Annotated in this window: 14 protein-coding genes and 3 rRNA genes; 6 read left to right on the top strand and 11 right to left on the bottom strand. The window is 64.3% G+C overall.

The genetic code is table 11. The features are described from left to right. Nucleotides 1-55: 55 nt before the first annotated feature. Together BN2156_RS00085 and BN2156_RS00080 are read right to left on the bottom strand one after the other, a co-directional pair. Complete coding sequence (locus BN2156_RS00085; protein ID WP_090508981.1) at nt 56-904, bottom strand: Vgb family protein; 849 nt, start codon at nt 902-904, stop codon at nt 56-58. Continuing rightward, on the bottom strand, nt 901-3522 hold the full coding sequence (locus BN2156_RS00080; RefSeq protein WP_090508979.1) for a glycosyltransferase family 1 protein: 2622 nt from the start codon (nt 3520-3522) through the stop codon (nt 901-903). The genes BN2156_RS00085 and BN2156_RS00080 overlap by 4 nt, the downstream gene beginning before the upstream one ends. Nucleotides 3523-3720: 198 nt before the next feature. Here BN2156_RS00080 and BN2156_RS00075 point away from each other — a divergent pair, with 198 nt between their 5' ends. Next, entirely contained in the window at nt 3721-5799 is a 2079-nt protein-coding gene (locus tag BN2156_RS00075) for an alpha-1,4-glucan--maltose-1-phosphate maltosyltransferase (protein WP_090508977.1), read from the top strand. A 7-nt stretch (nt 5800-5806) separates the two neighbouring features. Next, nucleotides 5807-8014 (top strand): 1,4-alpha-glucan branching protein GlgB, encoded by a 2208-nt coding sequence (gene glgB, locus BN2156_RS00070; protein ID WP_090508976.1) that lies wholly within the window; start codon nt 5807-5809, stop codon nt 8012-8014. A gap of 4 nt (nt 8015-8018) precedes the next feature. Here glgB and BN2156_RS00065 read toward each other — a convergent pair whose 3' ends face one another. From BN2156_RS00065 to BN2156_RS00055, 3 genes are read right to left on the bottom strand one after another with little or no spacing between them, the layout of a single operon-like run. Beyond that, nucleotides 8019-8924, bottom strand: coding sequence for a tetratricopeptide repeat protein (locus BN2156_RS00065; RefSeq protein ID WP_090508974.1), 906 nt, complete (start codon nt 8922-8924; stop codon nt 8019-8021). Between the two features lie 13 nt (nt 8925-8937). Continuing rightward, nucleotides 8938-9333: a DUF3817 domain-containing protein gene (locus tag BN2156_RS00060; RefSeq protein WP_090508972.1), complete on the bottom strand. Its 396-nt coding sequence runs from the start codon at nt 9331-9333 to the stop codon at nt 8938-8940. A 60-nt stretch (nt 9334-9393) separates the two neighbouring features. Continuing rightward, nucleotides 9394-10596 (bottom strand): acetyl-CoA C-acetyltransferase, encoded by a 1203-nt coding sequence (locus BN2156_RS00055; protein ID WP_090508969.1) that lies wholly within the window; start codon nt 10594-10596, stop codon nt 9394-9396. 83 nt (nt 10597-10679) lie between these two features. Here BN2156_RS00055 and mce point away from each other — a divergent pair, with 83 nt between their 5' ends. Continuing rightward, the gene (gene mce / locus BN2156_RS00050) at nt 10680-11156 is read left to right on the top strand and encodes a methylmalonyl-CoA epimerase (protein WP_090508967.1); all 477 of its coding nucleotides are present in this window, start codon (nt 10680-10682) and stop codon (nt 11154-11156) included. Here mce and BN2156_RS00045 read toward each other — a convergent pair. Further along, a complete protein-coding gene (locus BN2156_RS00045; protein ID WP_090508965.1) occupies nt 11153-11434 on the bottom strand; it encodes an Rv1322 family protein in 282 nt (93 codons plus the stop codon). The genes mce and BN2156_RS00045 overlap by 4 nt on opposite strands. After that, nucleotides 11434-12105 (bottom strand): endonuclease NucS, encoded by a 672-nt coding sequence (nucS, locus tag BN2156_RS00040; RefSeq protein WP_090515255.1) that lies wholly within the window; start codon nt 12103-12105, stop codon nt 11434-11436. Before nucS ends, BN2156_RS00045 begins: the two co-directional genes overlap by 1 nt. A gap of 46 nt (nt 12106-12151) precedes the next feature. Here nucS and BN2156_RS00035 point away from each other — a divergent pair, with 46 nt between their 5' ends. After that, nucleotides 12152-13756 carry an adenylate/guanylate cyclase domain-containing protein gene (locus BN2156_RS00035; RefSeq protein WP_090508963.1) on the top strand — a complete coding sequence of 535 codons (1605 nt, stop codon included), beginning with the start codon at nt 12152-12154 and terminating at the stop codon, nt 13754-13756. Here the strand turns inward: BN2156_RS00035 and glsA are convergent. Beyond that, on the bottom strand, nt 13753-15036 hold the full coding sequence (gene glsA, locus BN2156_RS00030; RefSeq protein ID WP_090508962.1) for a glutaminase A: 1284 nt from the start codon (nt 15034-15036) through the stop codon (nt 13753-13755). The genes BN2156_RS00035 and glsA overlap by 4 nt on opposite strands. A gap of 86 nt (nt 15037-15122) precedes the next feature. On the opposite strand from glsA, the gene BN2156_RS00025 reads away from it, so the two are divergent. Beyond that, nucleotides 15123-16616, top strand: coding sequence for a DNA-3-methyladenine glycosylase 2 family protein (locus tag BN2156_RS00025; protein ID WP_090515253.1), 1494 nt, complete (start codon nt 15123-15125; stop codon nt 16614-16616). Next, nucleotides 16613-17110 (top strand): methylated-DNA--[protein]-cysteine S-methyltransferase, encoded by a 498-nt coding sequence (locus BN2156_RS00020; RefSeq protein ID WP_162490692.1) that lies wholly within the window; start codon nt 16613-16615, stop codon nt 17108-17110. The genes BN2156_RS00025 and BN2156_RS00020 overlap by 4 nt, the downstream gene beginning before the upstream one ends. 116 nt (nt 17111-17226) lie before the next feature. Here the strand turns inward: BN2156_RS00020 and rrf are convergent. From rrf to BN2156_RS00005, 3 genes are all read right to left on the bottom strand, one after another. Then, nucleotides 17227-17340: ribosomal RNA gene (gene rrf, locus BN2156_RS00015) — 5S ribosomal RNA — on the bottom strand. Between the two features lie 152 nt (nt 17341-17492). After that, nucleotides 17493-20618, bottom strand: a 23S ribosomal RNA gene (locus BN2156_RS00010). A gap of 364 nt (nt 20619-20982) precedes the next feature. Further along, nucleotides 20983-22500: ribosomal RNA gene (locus BN2156_RS00005) — 16S ribosomal RNA — on the bottom strand. The 16S, 23S and 5S rRNA genes sit together here, the layout of an rRNA operon. Nucleotides 22501-22570 lie beyond the last annotated feature (70 nt).

Raw genomic sequence — 22570 nt, 5'->3', positions numbered from 1 at the left:
CCGGAGGGAACAAGGCTGCCTATGTCTTTACCCGACCGTTATCACCGGCTGACACTCAGGTGGGCATTTTCAGGACGAAGCCACACTCCAGTGCCACCCAGCAGGCGCCGTCGGGACCGATGGCCAACCCGTGGGGCTCACTGCCCGGCGGCAGGTCGATCGTCACCACCTCGCCGTCGCCGCTGATCCGGGCGATCTGGTCGGCGCCCCAGAGGCTGACCCACACTCCGTCGGTCGGGTCGGCGACCACCGCGTGCGGCTTACCCGGCAGATCCAGTTCCTGGATGGCGTCGTGGACCGGGATCCGGCCGATCTTGTCCGCTCGGATCTCGGTGAACCACACCGCATCGTCATGGGTCGCCGCGATGCCGACGGGACCGGCTGCGGCAGTGGGTAATTCGCGGACCTTCAGAACGCCGTCGACAGTCAGCCGGCCCACCGCGCCGGTCTCGTTGAGGGTGAACCACAACGCACCGTCGGGCCCCTCGGTGATCATCGACGGCATCCCGCCGACCGCGGCCGCGGTGCTGATCTCACCATCGGTGCCGATCCTGCCGATCTCGCCCGAGGACATCGTGGTGAACCACAATGCGTCGTCGGGGCCGGCAGTGATCCCGAATGGCGCACTGCCACTGGGCAATTCGAAGGAACTCAACTCCCCCGCCGTGGTGATCCGGCCGATGCGATCATCGCCGGAGCAGGTGAACCACAGCGCCCCATCCGGCCCAGCCGTGATGATGGACGGACGGGAGCACTCACCGACCGGGTATCTGCTGACCTCGCCGGTGTCCGAGATCCGGGCGACGGCACCGCCGTGCACCAGGGTCACCCACATGGCTCCGTCACTTCCGGCTGCCAGCGCGTACGGCCCGCCGTCGAGCTGAACTTTGAGCGCTTTACTCAAGCCAGCGCCACCAGACCCAGCTCGTTGTCTGCGGTCAGCAGCCGATGGTGCGGCAGCACCCGGACCGTGTAGCCCACCGGCCCGGCCACCGGCAGTGGTGCGCTCGCCGAGAACACCTCGGTGCCGTCGTCGCCCGATCCGGTGTGCGCCATCGGCACGGTCACCGGATTCAGGATCACGTCGCCGGCGTCCACCCGGCCCAGTACGGCCTGCACCGTGACCTCGTCGGGCCGCAGGCCCGCCAGCTGGACCGTGGCCGTCAGCGTCAGCTCTGATCCCAACAACGGTGTGTCGGGCAGGCCGTAGCTGTCCACATCGGTGATCTGGATCTTCGGCCAGGCCTCCTGCGCCCGCCGCCGGTAGACGGCCAGCTCCCGGGCCGCGCCGAACGGCTCGCCCGAGGTGGCCTCGACGGTCGCACGCAACGACCGAGCGGCCGGAAGGTAGTACTTCTCGGTGTAGTCGCGAACCATGCGTGAGGCCAGCACCTTCGGCCCGAGCACCTGCAGCGTGTGGCGCACCATCTCGACCCAGCGGGTCGGGACGCCATGCTCGTCGCGCTCGTAGAACTTCGGCGTGACAGCGTGTTCGAGAAGGTCGTAGAGGGCCGCCGCCTCCAGGTCGTCGCGACGGGCCTCGTCATCCACACCGTCGGCGGTCGGGATCTCCCACCCGTTCTCGCCGTCGTACCACTCGTCCCACCAGCCGTCCCGGATCGACAGGTTCAGCCCGCCGTTGAGCGCGCTCTTCATCCCCGACGTACCGCAGGCCTCCAACGGCCGCAGCGGATTGTTGAGCCACACATCGCAACCCCAGTACAGCAACCGGGCCATCGACATGTCGTAGTCCGGCAGGAACGCGATCCGGTGCCGCACCTCGGGGCGGTCGGCGAACCGCACGATCTGCTGGATGAGCGCCTTGCCACCGTCATCAGCCGGATGCGACTTGCCCGCCACGATCAACTGCACCGGACGCTCCTCATCCAGCAGCAGTTTCTCCAGCCGTTCCGGGTCACGCAGCATCAGCGTCAGCCGCTTGTAGGTGGGCACCCGTCGGGCGAACCCGACGGTCAACACCGATGGGTCGAAAGCCGTTGCGATCCAGCCCAGTTCGGCTTCCGACGCGCCACGCTCCAGCCAGGAGCGGCGCAACCGCGCACGCACATCGCCGATCAGCGTCTCCCGCAGCTGGGAGCGGATCCACCACATATGCCCCGGTTCGACCTCCTGCAACCGCTCCCACACCGCGGGTTCGGCCGCCTCCGACCCGATCAGCTCACGGCCCAGTGCCAACCACTGCGGAGCCGCCCAGGTCGGGGCGTGCACACCGTTGGTGATCGATCCGATCGGCACCTCGGCCCGGTCGAATCCCGGCCACAGTTCGTTGAACATGGCCCGGCTGACCCGCCCGTGCAGCAGCGACACTCCGTTGGCGCGCTGCGCGAGCCGAAGGCCCATGTGCGCCATGTTGAACTTCGACGGATCGTCCTCGGCACCGAACGCCACGACCCGCTCCAACGGCACCCCGGGCAGCAGGCGACTGTCGGGCGGCCCACTCCATTGATGCTCTTCGCGCGAGCGCTCATCGGCTGGGCTGCCGAAGTAACGCCTGATCATCTCGACCGGGAACCGGTCGATGCCGGCCGGCACCGGGGTGTGGGTGGTGAACACCGTCGACGACCGGACCACGGTCAGTGCGGTGTCGAAGTCCAGCCCGGCCGCTACCAGTTCGCGGATCCGTTCCACCCCGAGGAAGCCGGCGTGGCCCTCGTTCATGTGGAACACCTCTGGTGCGGGCAGGTTCTCGATCTCGGTGAAGGCCCGGATCGCGCGCACCCCGCCGATACCGGCCAGGATCTCCTGCCGGATGCGGTGTTCCTGATCGCCGCCGTACAGCCGGTCGGTGACGCCGCGCAGTTCGTGCTCGTTCTCCGGGACGTCGGAATCGAGCAGCAGCAGCGGAATCCGGCCCACCTGCGCGATCCACACCCGGGCCCGCAGCTCACGGGCATCCGGCAGGGCCAGCGTCACCAGCACCGGCTCCCCCGACGCGTCGGTCAGCAGCCGCAACGGCAACCCCTGCGGATCCAGCGACGGGTAGGTCTCGTGTTGCCAGCCGTCGGCTGTCAGGGACTGCCGGAAGTAGCCCGAGCGGTAGTACAGGCCCACCGCGATCAACGGCAGACCCAGATCCGACGCCGACTTCAGATGATCACCGGCCAGGATGCCCAGGCCACCCGAGTAGTTCGGCAGCACCTCGGCGACGCCGAACTCCATCGAGAAGTACGCGATCCCCTTCGGCATCTCGACACCGTCGGCGATCTGCTGCTGGTACCACAGCGGGCGGCTCAGATAGTTGTCGAGATCTGCGGCGAGCTCATCGAGCCGACCCAGGAACGACTCGTCACCGGCCAGCTCGTCGAGCCGTTGCGGGCTCACCGCACCCAGCAACGCGACCGGGTCACCGTTGGTCTGCTGCCACAGGTCGGAATCGACGACAGCAAACAGATCCTGGGTGGGCTTGTGCCATGACCAGCGCAGGTTGATCGACAGCCGTTCCAGTGCCGCCAACCGCTCGGGAAGGTGCGCGCGGACAGTGAACCTTCTCAGGGCTTTCACGCGATCCAACCTTACTGACAATTGCGGCGCGCGCAGCGGCGAGAGAGATCCGTACAGACAGTGTTCTCCGTCTCGACGGCGGTCAGCTTGCGCTTAGCACCCACGAGATTGGGCAGCCCACTACGGTGGGTATCAGACGCGACAAGGCGAGTGAACGCAGACAGCCGCTTGAACCGTGACGATGTGAGGAGTGGATGGGTGGCCGGTCGTATCGGAATCGACGATGTCGCGCCTGTGGTCTTCGGCGGGCAGTTCCCGGCAAAAGCCGTCGTCGGCGAGGTGGTCCCGGTGCGGGCCACCGTGTGGCGCGAAGGTCATGACGCGGTCGCGGCCACCCTCGTGGTGCGATACCTCGGCACCGACTACCCACGGCTGGCCACCGGACCCGGCACCGCGGCGTTACCGACGCCGATCGACGCGGTGATTCGCCCCACCCAGCGGATCAAGCCGCAGGCCCTGCCGATGTCGACCGGGCACACCCCCGATGTGTTCCACGGTCAGTTCACCCCTGACAGCGTCGGACTGTGGACGTACCGGGTCGACGGCTGGGGCGATCCGCTGACCACCTGGCGGCACGCGGTCGAGGCCAAACTCGGCGCCGGCCAGAGCGAGGCCGAGTTGTCCAACGATCTTCTCGTCGGGGCGCGGCTGCTCGAGCGTGCCGCCGCCGGGATGCCCCGAAAACTGCGCGACCCGTTGCTGGAGGCGGCCGCGGCGCTCCGCGTCCCGGGCGACCCGTTCCTGCGAGCCGGCGCCGCGCTGTCCGAAGAGGTCACCGAACTGCTCGCGCAGTACCCACTGCGCGAGTTGGTCACCCGCGGTGAGCAATACGGCGTCTGGGTGGACCGGCCACTGGCACGCTTCTCCTCGTGGTACGAGATGTTCCCGCGATCCACGGGCGGCTGGGACAAGGCCGGGCACCCCGTGCACGGAACGTTCGCCACCGCCGCACAGCAGCTCCCCCGGCTTTCCCGCATGGGTTTCAACATCGTCTACCTGCCGCCCATCCACCCGATCGGCAAGGTGCACCGCAAGGGACGCAACAACGCGGTGACCGCCGCCCCGGACGACGTCGGCTCCCCGTGGGCCATCGGCAGCGACGAAGGCGGCCACGACGCGGTGCACCCGGACCTGGGCACCATCGAGGACTTCGACGAATTCGTGGGCGCCGCCCGCAAGCAGGGCATCGAGGTGGCGTTGGACCTCGCCCTGCAGTGCGCCCCCGATCACCCGTGGGCCGCAGCGCACCCGGAATGGTTCACGGTGCTGCCCGACGGCACCATCGCCTACGCGGAGAATCCGCCCAAGAAGTACCAGGACATCTACCCGCTCAACTTCGACAACGATCCCGCCGGGCTCTACCGCGAGGTGCTCCGGGTGGTGCGGTTCTGGATCTCGCACGGCGTCAAGGTCTTTCGCGTCGACAACCCACACACCAAGCCGCCGAACTTCTGGGTCTGGCTGATCGCCGAGGTCAAGAACGAGGATCCCGACGTACTGTTCCTGTCCGAGGCCTTCACCCGGCCGGCCCGGCTCTACGGCCTGGCCAAACGGGGGTTCACCCAGTCGTATACGTATTTCACCTGGCGTACCAACAAGTGGGAGCTCACCGAATTCGGCAACGAGATCACCCACAACGCCGACAGTGCGCGACCCAGCCTGTGGGTCAACACCCCTGACATCCTGCACGAATCGCTGCAGCACGGCGGTCCGGGCATGTTCGCGATCCGCGCGGTCCTCGCCGCGACCATGAGCCCGTCGTGGGGCATGTATTCCGGTTTCGAACTGTTCGAGCACCGGGCGGTCCGCGAGGGCAGCGAGGAGTATCTGGACTCCGAGAAGTACGAGCTGCGTCCTCGCGACTTCGAGGCAGCACTGGCCGAGGGCCGTTCACTTGAGCCGTTTGTGTCCCGCCTCAACGAGATCCGACGTCTGCACCCGGCCCTGCGCCAGCTGCGCACGCTCACGTTCCACCACGTGGACAACGACGCACTGCTCGCCTACAGCAAGTTCGACCCGATCACCGGAGACACGGTGCTCGTGGTCGTCACGCTCAACCCGTTCAGCGCGGAGGAAGCCATGTTGTGGTTGAACATGGAGGCGTTGGGTATGGAATCACATGACCGGTTCTGGGTACGCGACGAGATCACCGGCGAGGAATACCAATGGGGGCAGTCGAATTACGTCCGCCTCGATCCTGCCAAGGCTGTGGCACACGTCTTGAACATGCCGCTCGTACCCTATGAGCAACGACTGGGCTTGCTACGCAGGGAATGAGAACTAGATGACACGAAGCAATCACCTCACCGACCTACATCTGCGGCCCGACCCGACCGACATCCAGCGACTGCTGATCGGTCAGCATCACGATCCTCACTCGGTGCTCGGCGCCCACGAATACAACGGCCGGACGGTCATCCGGGCCTACCGCCCGCACGCCTCCAAGGTCGTGGCAGTGATCGGCGGCGACCGATTCCCCCTGCAGCACATCGACTCCGGGCTTTTCGCGGTGGCCGTTCCGTTCACGAACCTGGCCGATTACCGCCTGGAGATCGGCTATCCCGGCACCGACGACACCATCTTCACCTACACCACGGCCGACGCCTACCGATTCCTGCCGACGCTCGGCGAACTCGACCTGCACCTGTTCGCCGAGGGACGCCACGAACGTCTGTGGGAGATCCTGGGCGCCCACCCACGCAGCTTCACCACCGCCGACGGTGTCGTCGAAGGTGTGTCGTTCGCCGTATGGGCACCGAACGCCAAGGGCGTCAGCGTGATCGGCGACTTCAACCACTGGGACGGCAACGAGGCCCAGATGCGGGCCCTTGGCTCGTCGGGCGTGTGGGAGTTGTTCTGGCCCGGCTTCCCGCCCAACGGGCTGTACAAGTTCCGAGTCCATGGCGCCGGCGGGGTCACCACCGACCGGGCCGACCCGATGGCCTTCGCCACCGAGGTGCCACCGCAGACCGCGTCCCGGGTGTTCACCAGTTCCTACACCTGGAGCGACGGCGAGTGGATGAGCCGGCGGGCCGCACAGAACCCGGTCTTCGAACCGATGAGCACCTACGAGGTGCACCTGATGTCCTGGCGCCCGGGCCTGAGCTACCGGCAGCTGGCCACCGAGCTGACCGAATACGTTGTGGAACAGGGCTTCACCCACGTCGAGCTGCTGCCCGTGGCGGAGCATCCGTTCGGCGGTTCATGGGGATACCAGGTCACCTCCTATTACGCCCCGACGTCGCGGTTGGGGACTCCTGACGATTTCCGGTACCTGGTGGATTCACTGCACCGGGCCGGGATCGGGGTGATCGTCGACTGGGTTCCGGCGCACTTCCCCAAAGACGCGTGGGCACTGGGCCGTTTCGACGGCACCCCGCTCTACGAACATTCCGACCCCCGCCGGGGCGAGCAGCTCGACTGGGGCACCTACGTTTTCGACTTCGGCCGGCCCGAGGTGCGCAACTTCCTGGTCGCCAACGCGTTGTACTGGCTGAAGGAATACCACGTCGACGGCCTGCGAGTAGACGCGGTCGCCTCGATGCTCTATCTCGACTACTCACGGCCCGAGGGCGGCTGGACACCCAACATCCACGGTGGCCGGGAGAACCTGGAGGCGGTGCAGTTCCTGCAGGAGATGAACGCCACGGTCCACAAGGTGAGCCCCGGCATCGTCACCATCGCCGAGGAGTCCACCTCCTGGCCCGGCGTCACCCGCCCGACCAACCTTGGCGGCCTTGGTTTCTCGATGAAATGGAACATGGGCTGGATGAACGACACGCTCGACTATGTCAGCCATGATCCGGTGCACCGCAGCTATCACCACCACGAGATGACGTTCTCGATGCTGTACGCGTTCAGCGAGAACTACGTGCTGCCGATCAGCCACGACGAGGTCGTGCACGGCAAGGGCACGCTGTGGGGCCGGATGCCCGGCGACGATCACGCCAAGGCCGCGGGCCTGCGCAGCCTGCTGGCCTATCAGTGGGCACACCCGGGCAAGCAATTGTTGTTCATGGGTCAGGAATTCGGGCAGCGGGCCGAGTGGTCGGAGGAACGCGGGCTCGACTGGTTCCAGCTCGACGAGCACGGCTTCTCCGGTGGCGTGCAGCGGTTGGTGCGCGACCTCAACGGGATCTACCGCCGGCACCCGGCACTGTGGAGCCGCGACACCAGCCCCGAGGGCTACTCCTGGATCGATGCGAACGACTCGGCCAACAACGTGCTGAGCTTCCTGCGGTTCGGCGCCGACGGCTCCGTGCTGGCCTGCGTGGTCAACTTCGCCGGTAGTGAGCACAGCGAATACCGCCTCGGCCTACCCCACGCCGGCGAATGGCGCGAGGTGCTCAACACCGACGCGACCATCTACAACGGCGCGGGCGCGGGGAACATGGGCGCGGTGCAGGCCACCGATGAACCGTGGCACGGCCGCCCGGCGTCGGCGGTGATGGTGCTGCCGCCGCTGGCGATGCTGTGGTTCGAGCCCGTCTGACGCGTTAGTACAGCGCGTTGGCCAGATTGCGCCGGCCGGCGACCACCTCGGGGTCGGCCGGGTCGAACAGGTCGAACAGCTCGACCAGTCGGGTCCGCACCTTGGTCCGGTCGTCGCCCGCGGTGCGCTTGATCAGCGCGATGAGCCGGTCGAAGGCCGCCGACACGTTCTGGGCCAGGATCTCGGCGTCGGCAGCGGCGAAGGCCGCCTCGATGTCGTCTGGAGCGGCGTCGGCAGCGGCCACCGCATCGGGCCGCTGTGCGCTCGCCCGCTGCAGGAACGCGATCTGACGGACCGCGCCCTTGGCCTCGGCGTGATTGGGCTGGGCATCGAGAATCGCCTGATAGGCGGCCGATGCGGCGGCGAAGTCGCCTTCGTCGAGGGCGGCCCGGGCCGCCGCCAGCTCAGGATCGACCCGCTCGACGTCATCGTCGCCGGCGGCGCCGGATCCGGTCAGCTTGCCCGCGGTCGCCTCGAGCAGCGAGTCGACCCAGCGGCGGAGTTCGTCGGCCGGCTGCGAGCCCTGGAAACTGGCGATCGGTTGGCCACCGGCGAGCGCCACCACGGTGGGCACGCCCTGGATGCCGAACATCTGCGCCACCCGCGGGGTGGTGTCGACGTTGACGAGCGCCAACGACCACTTGCCGTTGTCGGTCGCGGCCAGACCCGCCAGGGTGTCCCCCAGGGCGGCACTGGAATCACTGCGCGGCGACCACAGCAGGACCACCACCGGCACCTGTCCGGAGCGGACCAGCACCTCGGCTTCGAAGTTGGCTTCGTTGACCTCGGTGACATTCGGGCCGCCGGCCGCGCTGGGGCTGCCACCGCCCGTTGCGGGCCGCTGCTTGAGTGCCGAGAGATCAACCGCGCCGGCCAGCGCCGGCCCGACAGAAGGTCGTGGACGAGTCACGCCACCAAGTCTGTCACGTCGTTTCGGGCACGGCGCCGCCCGGTTGCGCCACCAGTGCCGGGCTCCCGTCCGAATCCCGGCCCGAATCGATCCGGGCCGTCCGGTCCGCCCACATGACGAAGATCACACTGCCCAATGGCACGATGCTGGCCAGCAACGCCAGGATCCAGGTGCCGATGTTCCACTTGCGGGCCAACCCGACCAGCACGGCGATCGCCACGAAGGCGACGAAAATGCCGCCGTGGATGGGGCCGAACACCTTGACACCGATCTCGGTGCGCGGACTTCCCAGGTACTTGAAGTACATCCCGACCAGCAGGCCGGCCCAGCTCACCGCCTCAGCGAGGGCGATGAGCCGGAACCAGCCGGCAACCGTGCGCGGGTCGAAAGAGCTCTTCATGGCCGCCATTGTGCCCGAACGGACGGCCAGCTACTACACAGCGTCGTTGGGAAAGGCGCCGATTAGCTGTCAGCGACGCAGGATCAGGGCATCGCCCTGGCCACCGGCACCGCAAAGCGCGGCCACCGCGTAGCCCGAGCCCTTGCGGGCCAGTTCCAGTGCCGCATGCAGCGTGATGCGCGCACCCGACATGCCGATCGGGTGGCCGATCGCGATCGCGCCACCGTTGACGTTCACCTTCGAGGCGATGGACCCAGCGTCCAGTCCCAATTCGCGGGCGGAGGCCAGCGACACCGCAGCGAACGCCTCGTTGATCTCGAGGATGTCGAGCTGGTCGACGGTGATGCCTTCGCGCTCGAGCGCCTTCTTGATCGCGTTGGCGGGCTGGCTCTGCAGCGTGGAGTCCGGACCGGCGACCACACCGTGCGCGCCGATCTCACAGAGCCAGTCCAGGCCCAGCTCCTGGGCTTTGGCCTTGCTCATCACGACAACTGCGGCCGCACCGTCGGAGATCTGCGACGACGAGCCGGCGGTGATGGTGCCGTCCTTGCGGAAGGCCGGACGCAGGCCACCCAGCGATTCGGCCGTGGTGTTGGCCCGGATGCCCTCGTCCTCGGCGAACTCGATCGGGTCGCCCTTGCGCTGCGGGATAGACACCGGCACCACCTCGTCGGCGTACACCCCGTCCTTCCACGCCGCGGCGGCCTTCTGGTGCGACTGAGCAGCAAACTCGTCCTGCTCGGCCCGGGTGAACTTGTCGACGTCGTTGCGCTGCTCGGTGAGCGCGCCCATCGGCTGGTCGGTGAAGACGTCGTGCAGGCCGTCGTAGGCCAGGTGGTCGACCAGCGTCGCATCGCCGTACTTGTAGCCCTCACGACTCTTGGGCAGCAGGTGCGGGGCCTGGCTCATCGACTCCTGGCCACCGGCGACGACAACCTCGAACTCACCGGCCCGGATGAGCTGATCGGCCAGCGCGATCGCATCGATGCCCGAAAGGCACATCTTGTTGATGGACAGCGCGGGCACGTCCCAGCCGATTCCGGCGGCCACAGCGGACTGGCGAGCGGGCATCTGACCGGCGCCCGCGGTCAGCACCTGACCCATGATCACGTAGTCCACCAGCGAAGGATCGACCTTGGCCTTCTCCAGAGCGCCGCGGATGGCGATAGCACCCAGGTCACTGCCCGAAAAATCCTTCAGCGAGCCCATCAATCTGCCGACCGGAGTACGCGCTCCAGCAACGATCACCGACGTGCGACTATCCGCAGTCATTTCCTACCTCCAAAGCCAGGGTCCAAGAGCTGTGTGGGCGATCACACATGCGCAAACGTTCAGGTTGAGGTTACCGTTACGTTATGACCGCCGATCAGGTTGATGCCCGTCCCGCACTCGCTTCCGCGCTGGTGACGGCGATCGATCACGTCGGTATCGCCGTTCCCGATCTGGATGCCGCGGCCAAGTGGTACCACGACAACCTCGGCATGATCGTCCTGCACGAGGAGATCAACGAGGAGCAGGGCGTGCGCGAGGCCATGCTGTCGGTGCGCGGCGCCGCCAAGGGCAGCGCCCAGATCCAGCTCCTCGCCCCGCTCGACGAGAAGTCGACGATCGCCAAGTTCATCGATCGCAGCGGCCCCGGCCTGCAGCAGCTGGCCTACCGCACCAGCGACATCGACGCACTGAGTGAGCGCCTGCGCAGCCAGGGAGTTCGGCTGCTCTACGACGCCCCGCGCAAGGGCACGGCGAACTCACGCATCAACTTCATCCACCCGAAGGATGCCGGCGGCGTGCTGATCGAACTGGTCGAACCGGCCGCCGATTCCGAGCACTAAGACCACTTTCTCGTCGGGCCGCGATTGGCCCGGTTCGCCCAGCAGGCGGTGTGCCAGTGCCTGCGGTCGTCGACATCGCCGACGTCGATCGGCAGCACCACCACATGCGCGGTAGCCACCCGGATCTCGTGGTCACATCCAGGGCAGCGGTAGACCTTCACCGCACGCGAAGCGGCCACCATCCGCACTTCGTAGTCATAGCCGTCAGGTCCCGTCTCGATGCGGCGCGACGGCGGCAACGGAGCCAACCGGCGGTGTTCGCGGGACCGACGTCGCATCAGAACAGCCGATATTCGTCGCTGTCCATGCCCCGCATCTGGTCGTAGTCCAAAGTCACACAACGGATTCCACGGTCGGCGGCCAATGTCCTTGCCTGCGGCTTGATCTGCTGGGCGGCGAACACGCCGGCCACCGGGGCCAGCACGGTGTCGCGGTTGAGCAGGTCGAGGTAGCGCGTCAGCTGTTCCACACCGTCGATCTCCCCACGGCGCTTGATCTCCACAGCCACCGAACGACCCAGCTCGTCCCGGCACATCAGATCCACCGGCCCGATCGCGGTCGGGTACTCGCGGCGCACCAGGGTGTAACCCGCACCCAGCAGCTCGACATGTTCGGCCAGCAGCACCTGCAAGTGTGCCTCCACCCCGTCCTTCACCAGGCCGGGATCGACCCCGAGCTCGTGGCTGGAGTCGTGCTCGACGTCCTCGACCGTGATGCGCAACTGCTCACCGGCCTTGTTCTCGACCACCCAGACCGGCACACCGTCGGTGGCATCCTCGGTGAGCCAGCACGGCGGGCTCATCCAGTTCAGCGGCTTGTAGGCGCGATCGTCGGCATGGACACTGACCGAACCGTCGGACTTGAACAACAACAGCCTGCGGGCCGAAGGCAGATGGGCGGTCAGCCGCCCCACGTAGTCGACGGTGCACTGGGCAATCACGAGGCGCACCCGATCCACCTTAAGGGCATCTCGAACGAACTAGGCTGACGCCACAATGAACTCCGACAAATCGCTGGCACGACGGCTGGGTCGCGTCCTTGAAGGTGTCACCCGCCAGAACAGCCGGATCCCGGCCACACCGGAATATGGATCGTGGGTGCTGGGCCGGGTATCGGAGAGCCAGCGCCGTCGCCGGGTGCGCATTCAGGTCATCCTCACCACGTTCGTGATCCTGGTGAACCTGCTCGGCATCGGCATCTCGATGATCATCGTCACGCTGTTGTTCCCCTCCCCGGCCGTGTTCGACCCGCCGGTCCGCTGGATCACCTTCATCGTGGCTCCCGTCTACATGGCCACGGCGTTGATCGTCGGGGTGTTCTGGGCGACCACCCGGGTGATCGACAACGTGCGCTGGGCCATCGAAGAACGTCCACCTACCGTCGCGGATCAGCGGAACACCTTCCTCGCCCCGTTCCGGCTCACCAGGGTGCTGCTGATCCTGTGGGGCGTGGGTACCGCGTTGTTGACGACGCTCTACGGCCTCGTCGACACCAACTACATTCCGAAGTTCCTGCTGGGCATCAGTTTTCCCGGCATCGTGGTGTCGGTCAGCTGCCATCTGTTCACCGAGTTCGCACTGCGGCCGGTCGCCGCGCAGGCACTTGAAGCGGGTCCGCCACCGGTCCGCCTGGCGCAGGGCATCATGGGCCGCACCATGGTGGTGTGGGCGCTGAGCTCGGGCGTTCCCATCTTGGGCATCATGCTCGCCGCGGTGTTCGCCGTGACGCTCAACAACCTCACCCCGGTCCAGTTCGCCTATGCCGTCATCGGTCTCGGCTCATTTGCGCTGGTGTTCGGGTTCCTGCTGATGTGGATTGTGTCCTACCTGACCGCAACCCCCATCCGCGTCGTGCGCGCGGCCCTGAACCGGGTCGAGCAGGGTGATCTCAACACCAACCTGGTGGTGTTCGACGGCACCGAACTGGGACAGCTGCAACGCGGATTCAACTCGATGGTGCACGGCCTGCGCGAGCGCGAGCGGGTGCGCGATCTGTTCGGCCGCCACGTCGGTCGCGAGGTGGCCGCACTGGCCGAGCAGGAGAAGCCTGTCCTCGGCGGCGAGGAGCGCCATGCCGCAGTGATTTTCGTGGACGTCATCGGCTCGTCGCAGCTGGTGACCACGCGCCCGGCCATCGAAGTGGTCGATCTGCTCAACCGGTTCTTCGCCGTCATCGTCGATGAGATCGACACACATCGCGGCCTGGTCAACAAGTTCGAGGGCGACGCGATCCTCGCGGTGTTCGGTGCGCCGGTATCGCTGCCCAACGCCGAGGACGAAGCCCTGGCCGCGGCGCGGGCCATCGCTCGACGACTGCGAGTCGAGGTGCCCGAGCTCGCGGCAGGCATCGGGGTGGCGGCCGGCCAGGTGGTGGCGGGCAACGTCGGCGCCAAACAACGCTTCGAGTACACCGTGATCGGGGAGCCGGTCAACGAGGCCGCGCGACTGTGCGAGTTCTCCAAACAGGTGCCCGGGCACCTGGTTGCCTCCTCGGACACGATCGCCAATGCCTCCGAGACCGAAAGGGCCCGTTGGTCACTCGGCGAAACGGTCACTCTGCGCGGGCTGGCCGAGCCGACCCGCGTGGCCGTTCCGGCCTAGCCGATACCCGACTGCCGCGCCGCGTCGACCGCCTCGTCGAGGGTGCGGAACACGATGGCGTCGTAATCGTCGCGCCGGTCGGCCGGCACCACGCGGCCGTCCGGGTCGACCAGATAGGCCTCCTTGCCTGCCGCGGTCAGGCTGGCCCGCATTCCGGTCAGCATGCCCCGCGCGGCATCGTTGATGTCATCGACCCGGGTCACGTCGAGCACCGCGACGTCGTACTCACCACGCTCGTGTTCGGCAGTCCGCAGCACCTGCTCGGCTCCGGCGAACAACAGATCGCCCTGTACCTCGTAGACCCGAATGCCCGGGCTGACGTCGAAGACCGCCCGTAAGGTCGAAGACGACTCACGGCCGACCGTGAGGAAGTGAAGCCCCAACTGTGCGGACAGGCTGCGGCACACCTGTACCCCGCGCACACTGTTGCCGCGGGAATCCAGACGCGGTGAGTACACCCCGATACCGAGTTGGCCGGGCAGGACCGCCACGATGCCGCCGCCCACCCCGCTTTTGGCGGGCATGCCGACCGCACTCACCCAATCCCCTGTCGCGTCGTACATTCCGCACGTCACCATCACGCTGAGAGTGCGTCGGACCACACCCGCATCGACGACCCGCCGACCTGTGAGCGGGTTGAGCCCGCCCCGGGCCAGGGTGGCTGCCATTCGGGCGAGGTCGGTACTGGTCACCTTGACCGAGCACTGCCGGAAATACACGTCGAGGACGTCGTCCGGATCGCCGTCCAGCACACCGAAACTGGTCAGCATGTACGCGATCGCCCGATTCCGGTTGCCGGTCTCCTTCTCCGAGAGGTACACATCCATGTCGATGTCGAGCCGTCGACCCGCACACGCGGAGTAGAAAGCGAGGATACGGTCGAACCGCTCGTCGGGGCTCGCTCCGGGGATGAGTGAAACCGCCGCGATGGCACCGGCATTGATCATCGCGTTCTTCGGCGTCTTGGTCACATCGTCGACGCTGATCTCGTTGAACGCTTCACCCGAGGGTTCGACACCGATCCTGGCGTCGACGGCGTCCTGGCCGATCTGCGACAGCGCGAGCGCATAGGTGAACGGTTTGGAGATCGACTGAATGGTGAATTCCACTGCAGTGTCGCCAGATTCGTACACGTAGCCGTCCGAGGAGGACAGGCTCAGACCGAACCCCTCGGGGTCGACATCGGCCAGTTCTGGGATGTAGCTTGCCAAAGTGCCGTCACGCAGTTCGATCTGCTCGGCACGAATCCGGTCCAGGTAGTGCTGCACCAGGTCGGCCACGGTCGCAGTCTAACCGCGAGCACGCTCCCACTACCATGTCGTTTTTCCGCTAGTGAAGCGCCGGCTGCCGTGCCATCGTGGAATTCATGCACGAGGATTTCGACCGCTGTTACCGGGCCGTCCAGTCGAAGGACGCACGGTTCGACGGCTGGTTTGTCACCGCCGTGCTCACCACGGGCATCTACTGCCGCCCCAGCTGTCCGGTGCGTCCGCCTTTCGCCCGCAACATGCGGTTCTACCCCACCGCGGCTGCCGCCCAGGCGGCCGGCTTCCGAGCGTGCAAGAGATGCCGGCCGGATGCCTCGCCGGGCTCCCCGGAGTGGAACGTGCGCGGCGACGTCGTCGCGCGATGCATGCGCCTGATCGCCGACGGCACGGTGGACCGCGAAGGGGTGACGGGCCTGGCCGCCCGCGTGGGATACACCAGCCGCCAGCTGCAACGCATCCTGCAGACCGAGCTGGGAGCCAACCCCCTGGCATTGGCCCGGGCGCAACGCACCCAGACCGCTCGGGTTCTGATCGAGACCACCGAGCTGCCGTTCTCCGACGTTGCGTTTGCCGCGGGCTTCGCCAGCATCCGGCAGTTCAACGACACCGTGCGCGCGGTATGCGATCTGACACCGACCGAATTGCGGCAGCGCGCCCGCCGCCGCTTCGCGTCCGACGCCTCCGCGGCTCCCGGAGTCCTGTCGCTGAGGCTGCCGGTTCGCACGCCCTTCGCCTACGAAGGTTTGTTCGGGCACCTGGCCGCGAGTGCGGTTCCGGGCCTGGAGGAAGTGCGCGACGGGCAGTACCGGCGCACCCTGCGGCTGCCACACGGCCACGGGGTGGTCGGCCTGACCCCACAACCCGACCATGTCCGGTGCATGCTGGTACTCGAGGACTTCCGGGACCTGTCGGCCGCCATCGCACGGTGCCGGCGCCTGTTGGACCTCGATGCCGATCCCGAGGCGGTAGTGGAGGCACTCCAGGCCGATCCGGGAATGGCCGCGGTGGTGGCCAAGGCACCGGGGCAGCGCATCCCGCGCACCGTAGACGAATCCGAACTGGCTCTGCGGGTGGTGATCGGGCAACAGGTGTCGATCAAGGCCGCCCGCACTCACGTCGGTCGCCTCGTCGCCCGCTACGGATCCGCGCTCTCCGACGAGGCCGGAGGTCTGACCCACGTGTTTCCCAGCATCACCGAGCTGGCCGGCCTGGAACCCGCCGATCTGGCGATGCCCGCGTCCAGGAAGCGCACCGTCACCGCACTGGTGCGGGCGATCGCCGAGGAGGATGTCGTCCTCGATCCCGGCTGCGACTGGACCCGGGCTCGCGAGCGCTTGCTCGAGCTCCCCGGGATCGGGCCGTGGACCACGGAGGTGATCGCCATGCGCGGCCTCGGAGATCCAGATGCCTTCCCGGCCACCGATCTTGGCGTGCGTGCGGCCGCCGGCCATCTGGGCTTACCCCCGGAGCGGCTCGTGGAACACAGCACCAGATGGCGACCGTGGCGCGCGTATGCGACCCAACACCTGTGGACCACACTGGACCACGCGGTGAACGAATGGCCCCCGCACGACCGACAGGAGAAGTCATGACGACACTGCAATACCGCACCATGGACAGTCCCGTCGGTCTGCTCACGCTGGCCGGCCGCGACGGGCGGCTCATGCACCTGCGGATGGTCGATCAGACCTATGAACCGAGCCGCGAAGGCTGGGAGGCCGACGACACGGCGTTCTCCGACGCCGTCGACCAATTGTCGGCGTATTTCGCCGGCGACCGTACGGAGTTCGACCTCAAGCTCGACATGGTGGGGACGCAGTTCCAGCGCCGGGTGTGGGAGGCCTTGCTGACCATCCCGTACGGCCAGACCTGCACATATGGCGAGATCGCCCGTCAGATCGGTTCACCGACCGCATCGCGCGCAGTCGGGCTGGCCAACGGGCACAATCCGATCGGCATCATTGTGCCGTGCCATCGGGTCATCGGCGCCAATGGCAGCCTCACCGGATACGGCGGTGGACTGGAACGCAAGCGGGCTCTGTTGGAATTGGAGAAAAGCCGCACGATGCCGGCGCTTTTCAATTGAGCAAAGAGGTGCGTATTCAATTTCCGAATTGGAATTGAATACGCACCTCTTTGCATGCACATACAAAAATGCCCGAGCCCTCCAATCGAAATTGGAGGGCTCGGGACTTAATTTGTGTTCGGCGGTGTCCTACTTTTCCACCCGGGAGGGTAGTATCATCGGCGCTGGCAGGCTTAGCTTCCGGGTTCGGGATGGGACCGGGCGTTTCCCTGCCGCTATGGACCGCCGTAACTTTATTCACCCGTTTTTGGGTGTGAACCTTGTGTTTTGGTGGTGGGGTGCGGTGTGCACTCCGGTCACACGAGGTGTGGGTGTTTGTGGTGTGGTTGCGAGGTCAGGTGTGTGTCTTACTGAAACTCATCAAACTTTGGTGTTTGTTGGTTGTTGTAAGTTTTCGGCCGGTTAGTGCCAGTTCCCTGCACCTATTGCTAGGCTTCCAGGTCTGGTCTATCAATCCCGTGGTCTGCGGGGGGCCTTATCCCTCTAAAAGGGTGAGAAGCCTGGTCTTGGAGGGGGTTTCCCGCTTAGATGCTTTCAGCGGTTATCCTGTCCGAACGTGGCTATCCAGCGGTGCTCCTGGTGGAACAACTGGTATACCAGAGGTTCGTCCGTCCCGGTCCTCTCGTACTAGGGACAGATTTCCTCAAGCTTCTGACGCGCGCGGCGGATAGAGACCGAACTGTCTCACGACGTTCTAAACCCAGCTCGCGTGCCGCTTTAATGGGCGAACAGCCCAACCCTTGGGACCTGCTCCAGCCCCAGGATGCGACGAGCCGACATCGAGGTGCCAAACCATCCCGTCGATATGGACTCTTGGGGAAGATCAGCCTGTTATCCCCGGGGTACCTTTTATCCGTTGAGCGACACCCCTTCCACTCAGAGGTGCCGGATCACTAGTCCCGACTTTCGTCCCTGCTCGACATGTACGTCTCGCAGTCAAGCTCCCTTGTGCACTTACACTCAACACCTGATTGCCGTCCAGGTTGAGGGAACCTTTGGGCGCCTCCGTTACATTTTGGGAGGCAACCGCCCCAGTTAAACTACCCACCAGGCACTGTCCCTGAACCGGATATACGGTCCGAGGTTAGAGGCCCAATACGATCAGAGTGGTATTTCAACAATGACTCCACCCACACTGGCGTGTGAGCTTCACAGTCTCCCACCTATCCTACACAAACCGTATCGAGCACCAATACCAAGTTGTAGTGAAGGTCCCGGGGTCTTTTCGTCCTGCCGCGCGTAACGAGCATCTTTACTCGTAGTGCAATTTCGCCGAGTCTATGGTTGAGACAGTTGAGAAGTCGTTACGCCATTCGTGCAGGTCGGAACTTACCCGACAAGGAATTTCGCTACCTTAGGATGGTTATAGTTACCACCGCCGTTTACTGGGGCTTAAATTCTCTGCTTCACCCCGAAGGGTTAACAGGTCCTCTTAACCTTCCAGCACCGGGCAGGCGTCAGTCCGTATACATCGTCTTGCGACTTCGCACGGACCTGTGTTTTTAGTAAACAGTCGCTTCTCACTGGTTTGTGCCACCCCCTCCCGCTGCCGGCCGCAAGAGCCTTGACGATATGGGGGTCCCCCTTCTCCCGAAGTTACGGGGGCATTTTGCCGAGTTCCTTAACCATAGTTCACTCGTACGCCTTAGTATTCTCTACCTGACCACCTGTGTTGGTTTGGGGTACGGGCCGTGTATGTCCTCGCTAGAGGCTTTTCTTGGCAGCATAGGATCACCGAATTCGCCTCAAACGGCTATGCATCACCTCTCAGGATATGTGAAACGCGGATTTGCCTACGTTTCTCCCTACAGGCTTACCCCAGTACAACCACTGACTGGTACGGCTACCTTCCTGCGTCACCCCATCGCTTGACTACTACCCACCGGGGTCCCACGCAGCCCCGTCAACGCCTCACCCCGAAGGGATCGGTCACGACGGTTTTGGATGGTTAGCACAATGGATTCATCAGGGACGCACATACACGGGTACGGGAATATCAACCCGTTGTCCATCGACTACGCCTGTCGGCCTCGCCTTAGGTCCCGACTCACCCTGGGAGGACTGGCCTGGCCCAGGAACCCTTGGTCTTTCGGCGGGCAAGGTTCTCACTTGCCTATTCGCTACTCATGCCTGCATTCTCACTCCCACACCCTCCACAGCTAGATCACTCTGCTGCTTCACCGGATGCAGGACGCTCCCCTACCCAACGTATAAATACGTTGCCGCGGCTTCGGCGGTGTGCTTGAGCCCCGCTACATTATCGGCGCACAATCACTTGACCAGTGAGCTATTACGCACTCTTTCAAGGGTGGCTGCTTCTAAGCCAACCTCCTGGTTGTCTTCGCGACTGCACATCCTTTTCCACTTAGCACACGCTTAGGGGCCTTAGCCGGCGATCTGGGCTGTTTCCCTCTCGACGCACGGAGCTTATCCCCCGCCGTCTCACTGCCACACTCTTGGACTTGTCGGCATTCGGAGTTTGGCTGACGTCAGTAACCCTGTGGGGCCCATCGGCCATCCAGTAGCTCTACCTCCAACAAGAAACATGTGACGCTGCACCTAAATGCATTTCGGGGAGAACCAGCTATCACGGAGTTTGATTGGCCTTTCACCCCTACCCACAGCTCATCCCCTCAGTCTTCAACCTAAGTGGGTTCGGGCCTCCACGCGGTCTTACCCGCGCTTCACCCTGGCCATGGGTAGATCACTCCGCTTCGGGTCCAGAACACACCACTACACCACACACTGTTGTGTGGATACGCCCTATTCAGACTCGCTTTCGCTGCGGCTACCCCACACGGGTTAACCTCGCGACATGTCCCTGACTCGCAGGCTCATTCTTCAAAAGGCACGCCATCACCCCACGACAAGTCGAGGGCTCTGACGGATTGTAAGCGCACGGTTTCAGGTACTATTTCACTCCCCTCCCGGGGTACTTTTCACCATTCCCTCACGGTACTAATCCGCTATCGGTCACTGGGAAGTATTCAGGCTTACCGGGTGGTCCCGGCAGATTCACAGCAGATTTCACGGGCCCGCTGCTACTCGGGAACACCGTTCAAGGTAGATGTCAGGTTTTCACGTACCGGGCTCTCACCGTCTACGGCAGGTCATCCCAAACCACTTCCGCTAACCACGACATTTTCTCACTACCCTCCAGCCAGGTAGAACTGGAAAAACAGGTCCCACAACCCCGCACACACAACCCCTACCCGGTATCACATGCATACGGTTTAGCCATCCTCCGCTTTCGCTCGCCACTACTCACGGAATCACATTTTGTTTTCTCTTCCTACGGGTACTGAGATGTTTCACTTCCCCGCGTTCCCTCCCTACACCTATGTATTCAGTGCAGGGTGACACGACATCACTCGTGCCGGGTTTCCCCATTCGGACATCCTCGGATCAACGCTCGGTTGGCAGCTCCCCGAGGCATATCGCAGCCTCCAACGTCCTTCATCGGCTCCCAGTGCCAAGGCATCCACCATGCGCCCTTAAACACTTACAACACAAAAACCAAAAATGAGTTTCAAAAGAAATTGCACATCAACACACAAACCAGGCCCCACCCACAAGGAGTGAGACCCAACATATGCGTGCTAGATGCTCGCAACCACTATCCACAAATCAAACACCACACCCCACCACCAAAGTGAGGCAACAACACGCCGACACCCGCAACCGGATGCCACCCCCAAAAGGGGCACGGGCCTGTTGTCTCAAAGCCCAATAGTGTGTCTGGCAGTTCCACAAGTTTGTTGTTGCACCAGACCCCCACCCACTACAGGTGTGGGGCCATCCAACGAATCGCCTGAAAGCTCAGCTGATCCCGCGATTTACGGGGCCGGCCCAGGTCTCGTGGTGCTCCTTAGAAAGGAGGTGATCCAGCCGCACCTTCCGGTACGGCTACCTTGTTACGACTTCGTCCCAATCGCCGATCCCACCTTCGACGGCTCCCTCCACAAGGGTTAGGCCACCGGCTTCGGGTGTTACCGACTTTCATGACGTGACGGGCGGTGTGTACAAGGCCCGGGAACGTATTCACCGCAGCGTTGCTGATCTGCGATTACTAGCGACTCCGACTTCACGGGGTCGAGTTGCAGACCCCGATCCGAACTGAGACCGGCTTTGAAAGGATTCGCTCCACCTCACGGCATCGCAGCCCTTTGTACCGGCCATTGTAGCATGTGTGAAGCCCTGGACATAAGGGGCATGATGACTTGACGTCATCCCCACCTTCCTCCGAGTTGACCCCGGCAGTCTCTCACGAGTCCCCACCATTACGTGCTGGCAACATGAGACAAGGGTTGCGCTCGTTGCGGGACTTAACCCAACATCTCACGACACGAGCTGACGACAGCCATGCACCACCTGCACACAGGCCACAAGGGAACCAATATCTCTACTGGCGTCCTGTGCATGTCAAACCCAGGTAAGGTTCTTCGCGTTGCATCGAATTAATCCACATGCTCCGCCGCTTGTGCGGGCCCCCGTCAATTCCTTTGAGTTTTAGCCTTGCGGCCGTACTCCCCAGGCGGGGTACTTAATGCGTTAGCTACGGCACGGATCCCAAGGAAGGAAACCCACACCTAGTACCCACCGTTTACGGCGTGGACTACCAGGGTATCTAATCCTGTTCGCTCCCCACGCTTTCGCTCCTCAGCGTCAGTTACTGCCCAGAGACCCGCCTTCGCCACCGGTGTTCCTCCTGATATCTGCGCATTCCACCGCTACACCAGGAATTCCAGTCTCCCCTGCAGTACTCTAGTCTGCCCGTATCGCCCGCACGCCCACAGTTAAGCTGTGAGTTTTCACGAACAACGCGACAAACCACCTACGAGCTCTTTACGCCCAGTAATTCCGGACAACGCTCGGACCCTACGTATTACCGCGGCTGCTGGCACGTAGTTGGCCGGTCCTTCTTCTATAGGTACCGTCACTTGCGCTTCGTCCCTATTGAAAGAGGTTTACAACCCGAAGGCCGTCATCCCTCACGCGGCGTCGCTGCATCAGGCTTGCGCCCATTGTGCAATATTCCCCACTGCTGCCTCCCGTAGGAGTCTGGGCCGTATCTCAGTCCCAGTGTGGCCGGTCACCCTCTCAGGCCGGCTACCCGTCGTCGCCTTGGTAGGCCATTACCCCACCAACAAGCTGATAGGCCGCGGGCCCATCCCACACCGCAAAAGCTTTCCACCACACCCCATGAAGAGCGCGGTCCTATTCGGTATTAGACCCAGTTTCCCAGGCTTATCCCAAAGTGCAGGGCAGATCACCCACGTGTTACTCACCCGTTCGCCACTCGAGTACCCCGAAGGGCCTTTCCGTTCGACTTGCATGTGTTAAGCACGCCGCCAGCGTTCGTCCTGAGCCAGGATCAAACTCTCCAAACAAAAACTCCCCATCAAAGACAGGGCAGAATTTCAAGTTCAGAACAATCTGACCTAAACAAAAGACACCAAA

It is taken from the genome of Mycolicibacterium neworleansense (assembly GCF_001245615.1).
Classification (GTDB): Bacteria; Actinomycetota; Actinomycetes; order Mycobacteriales; family Mycobacteriaceae; genus Mycobacterium; species Mycobacterium neworleansense.
The sequence above is the reverse complement of the archived record's forward strand: the minus strand, read 5'-3'. Positions and strand labels throughout refer to the sequence as shown.

Excerpts from the sequence above, each read along its gene's own strand:
- BN2156_RS00025 (WP_090515253.1), top strand. The coding sequence starts at position 15,123 with ATGCACGAGGATTTCGACCGCTGTTACCGGGCCGTCCAGTCGAAGGAC.
- glgB (WP_090508976.1), top strand. The coding sequence starts at position 5,807 with ATGACACGAAGCAATCACCTCACCGACCTACATCTGCGGCCCGACCCG.
- BN2156_RS00060 (WP_090508972.1), bottom strand. The coding sequence starts at position 9,333 with ATGGCGGCCATGAAGAGCTCTTTCGACCCGCGCACGGTTGCCGGCTGG.
- BN2156_RS00055 (WP_090508969.1), bottom strand. The coding sequence starts at position 10,596 with ATGACTGCGGATAGTCGCACGTCGGTGATCGTTGCTGGAGCGCGTACT.
- BN2156_RS00045 (WP_090508965.1), bottom strand. The coding sequence starts at position 11,434 with ATGCGACGTCGGTCCCGCGAACACCGCCGGTTGGCTCCGTTGCCGCCG.
- BN2156_RS00020 (WP_162490692.1), top strand. The coding sequence starts at position 16,613 with ATGACGACACTGCAATACCGCACCATGGACAGTCCCGTCGGTCTGCTC.
- mce (WP_090508967.1), top strand. The coding sequence starts at position 10,680 with ATGACCGCCGATCAGGTTGATGCCCGTCCCGCACTCGCTTCCGCGCTG.
- BN2156_RS00035 (WP_090508963.1), top strand. The coding sequence starts at position 12,152 with ATGAACTCCGACAAATCGCTGGCACGACGGCTGGGTCGCGTCCTTGAA.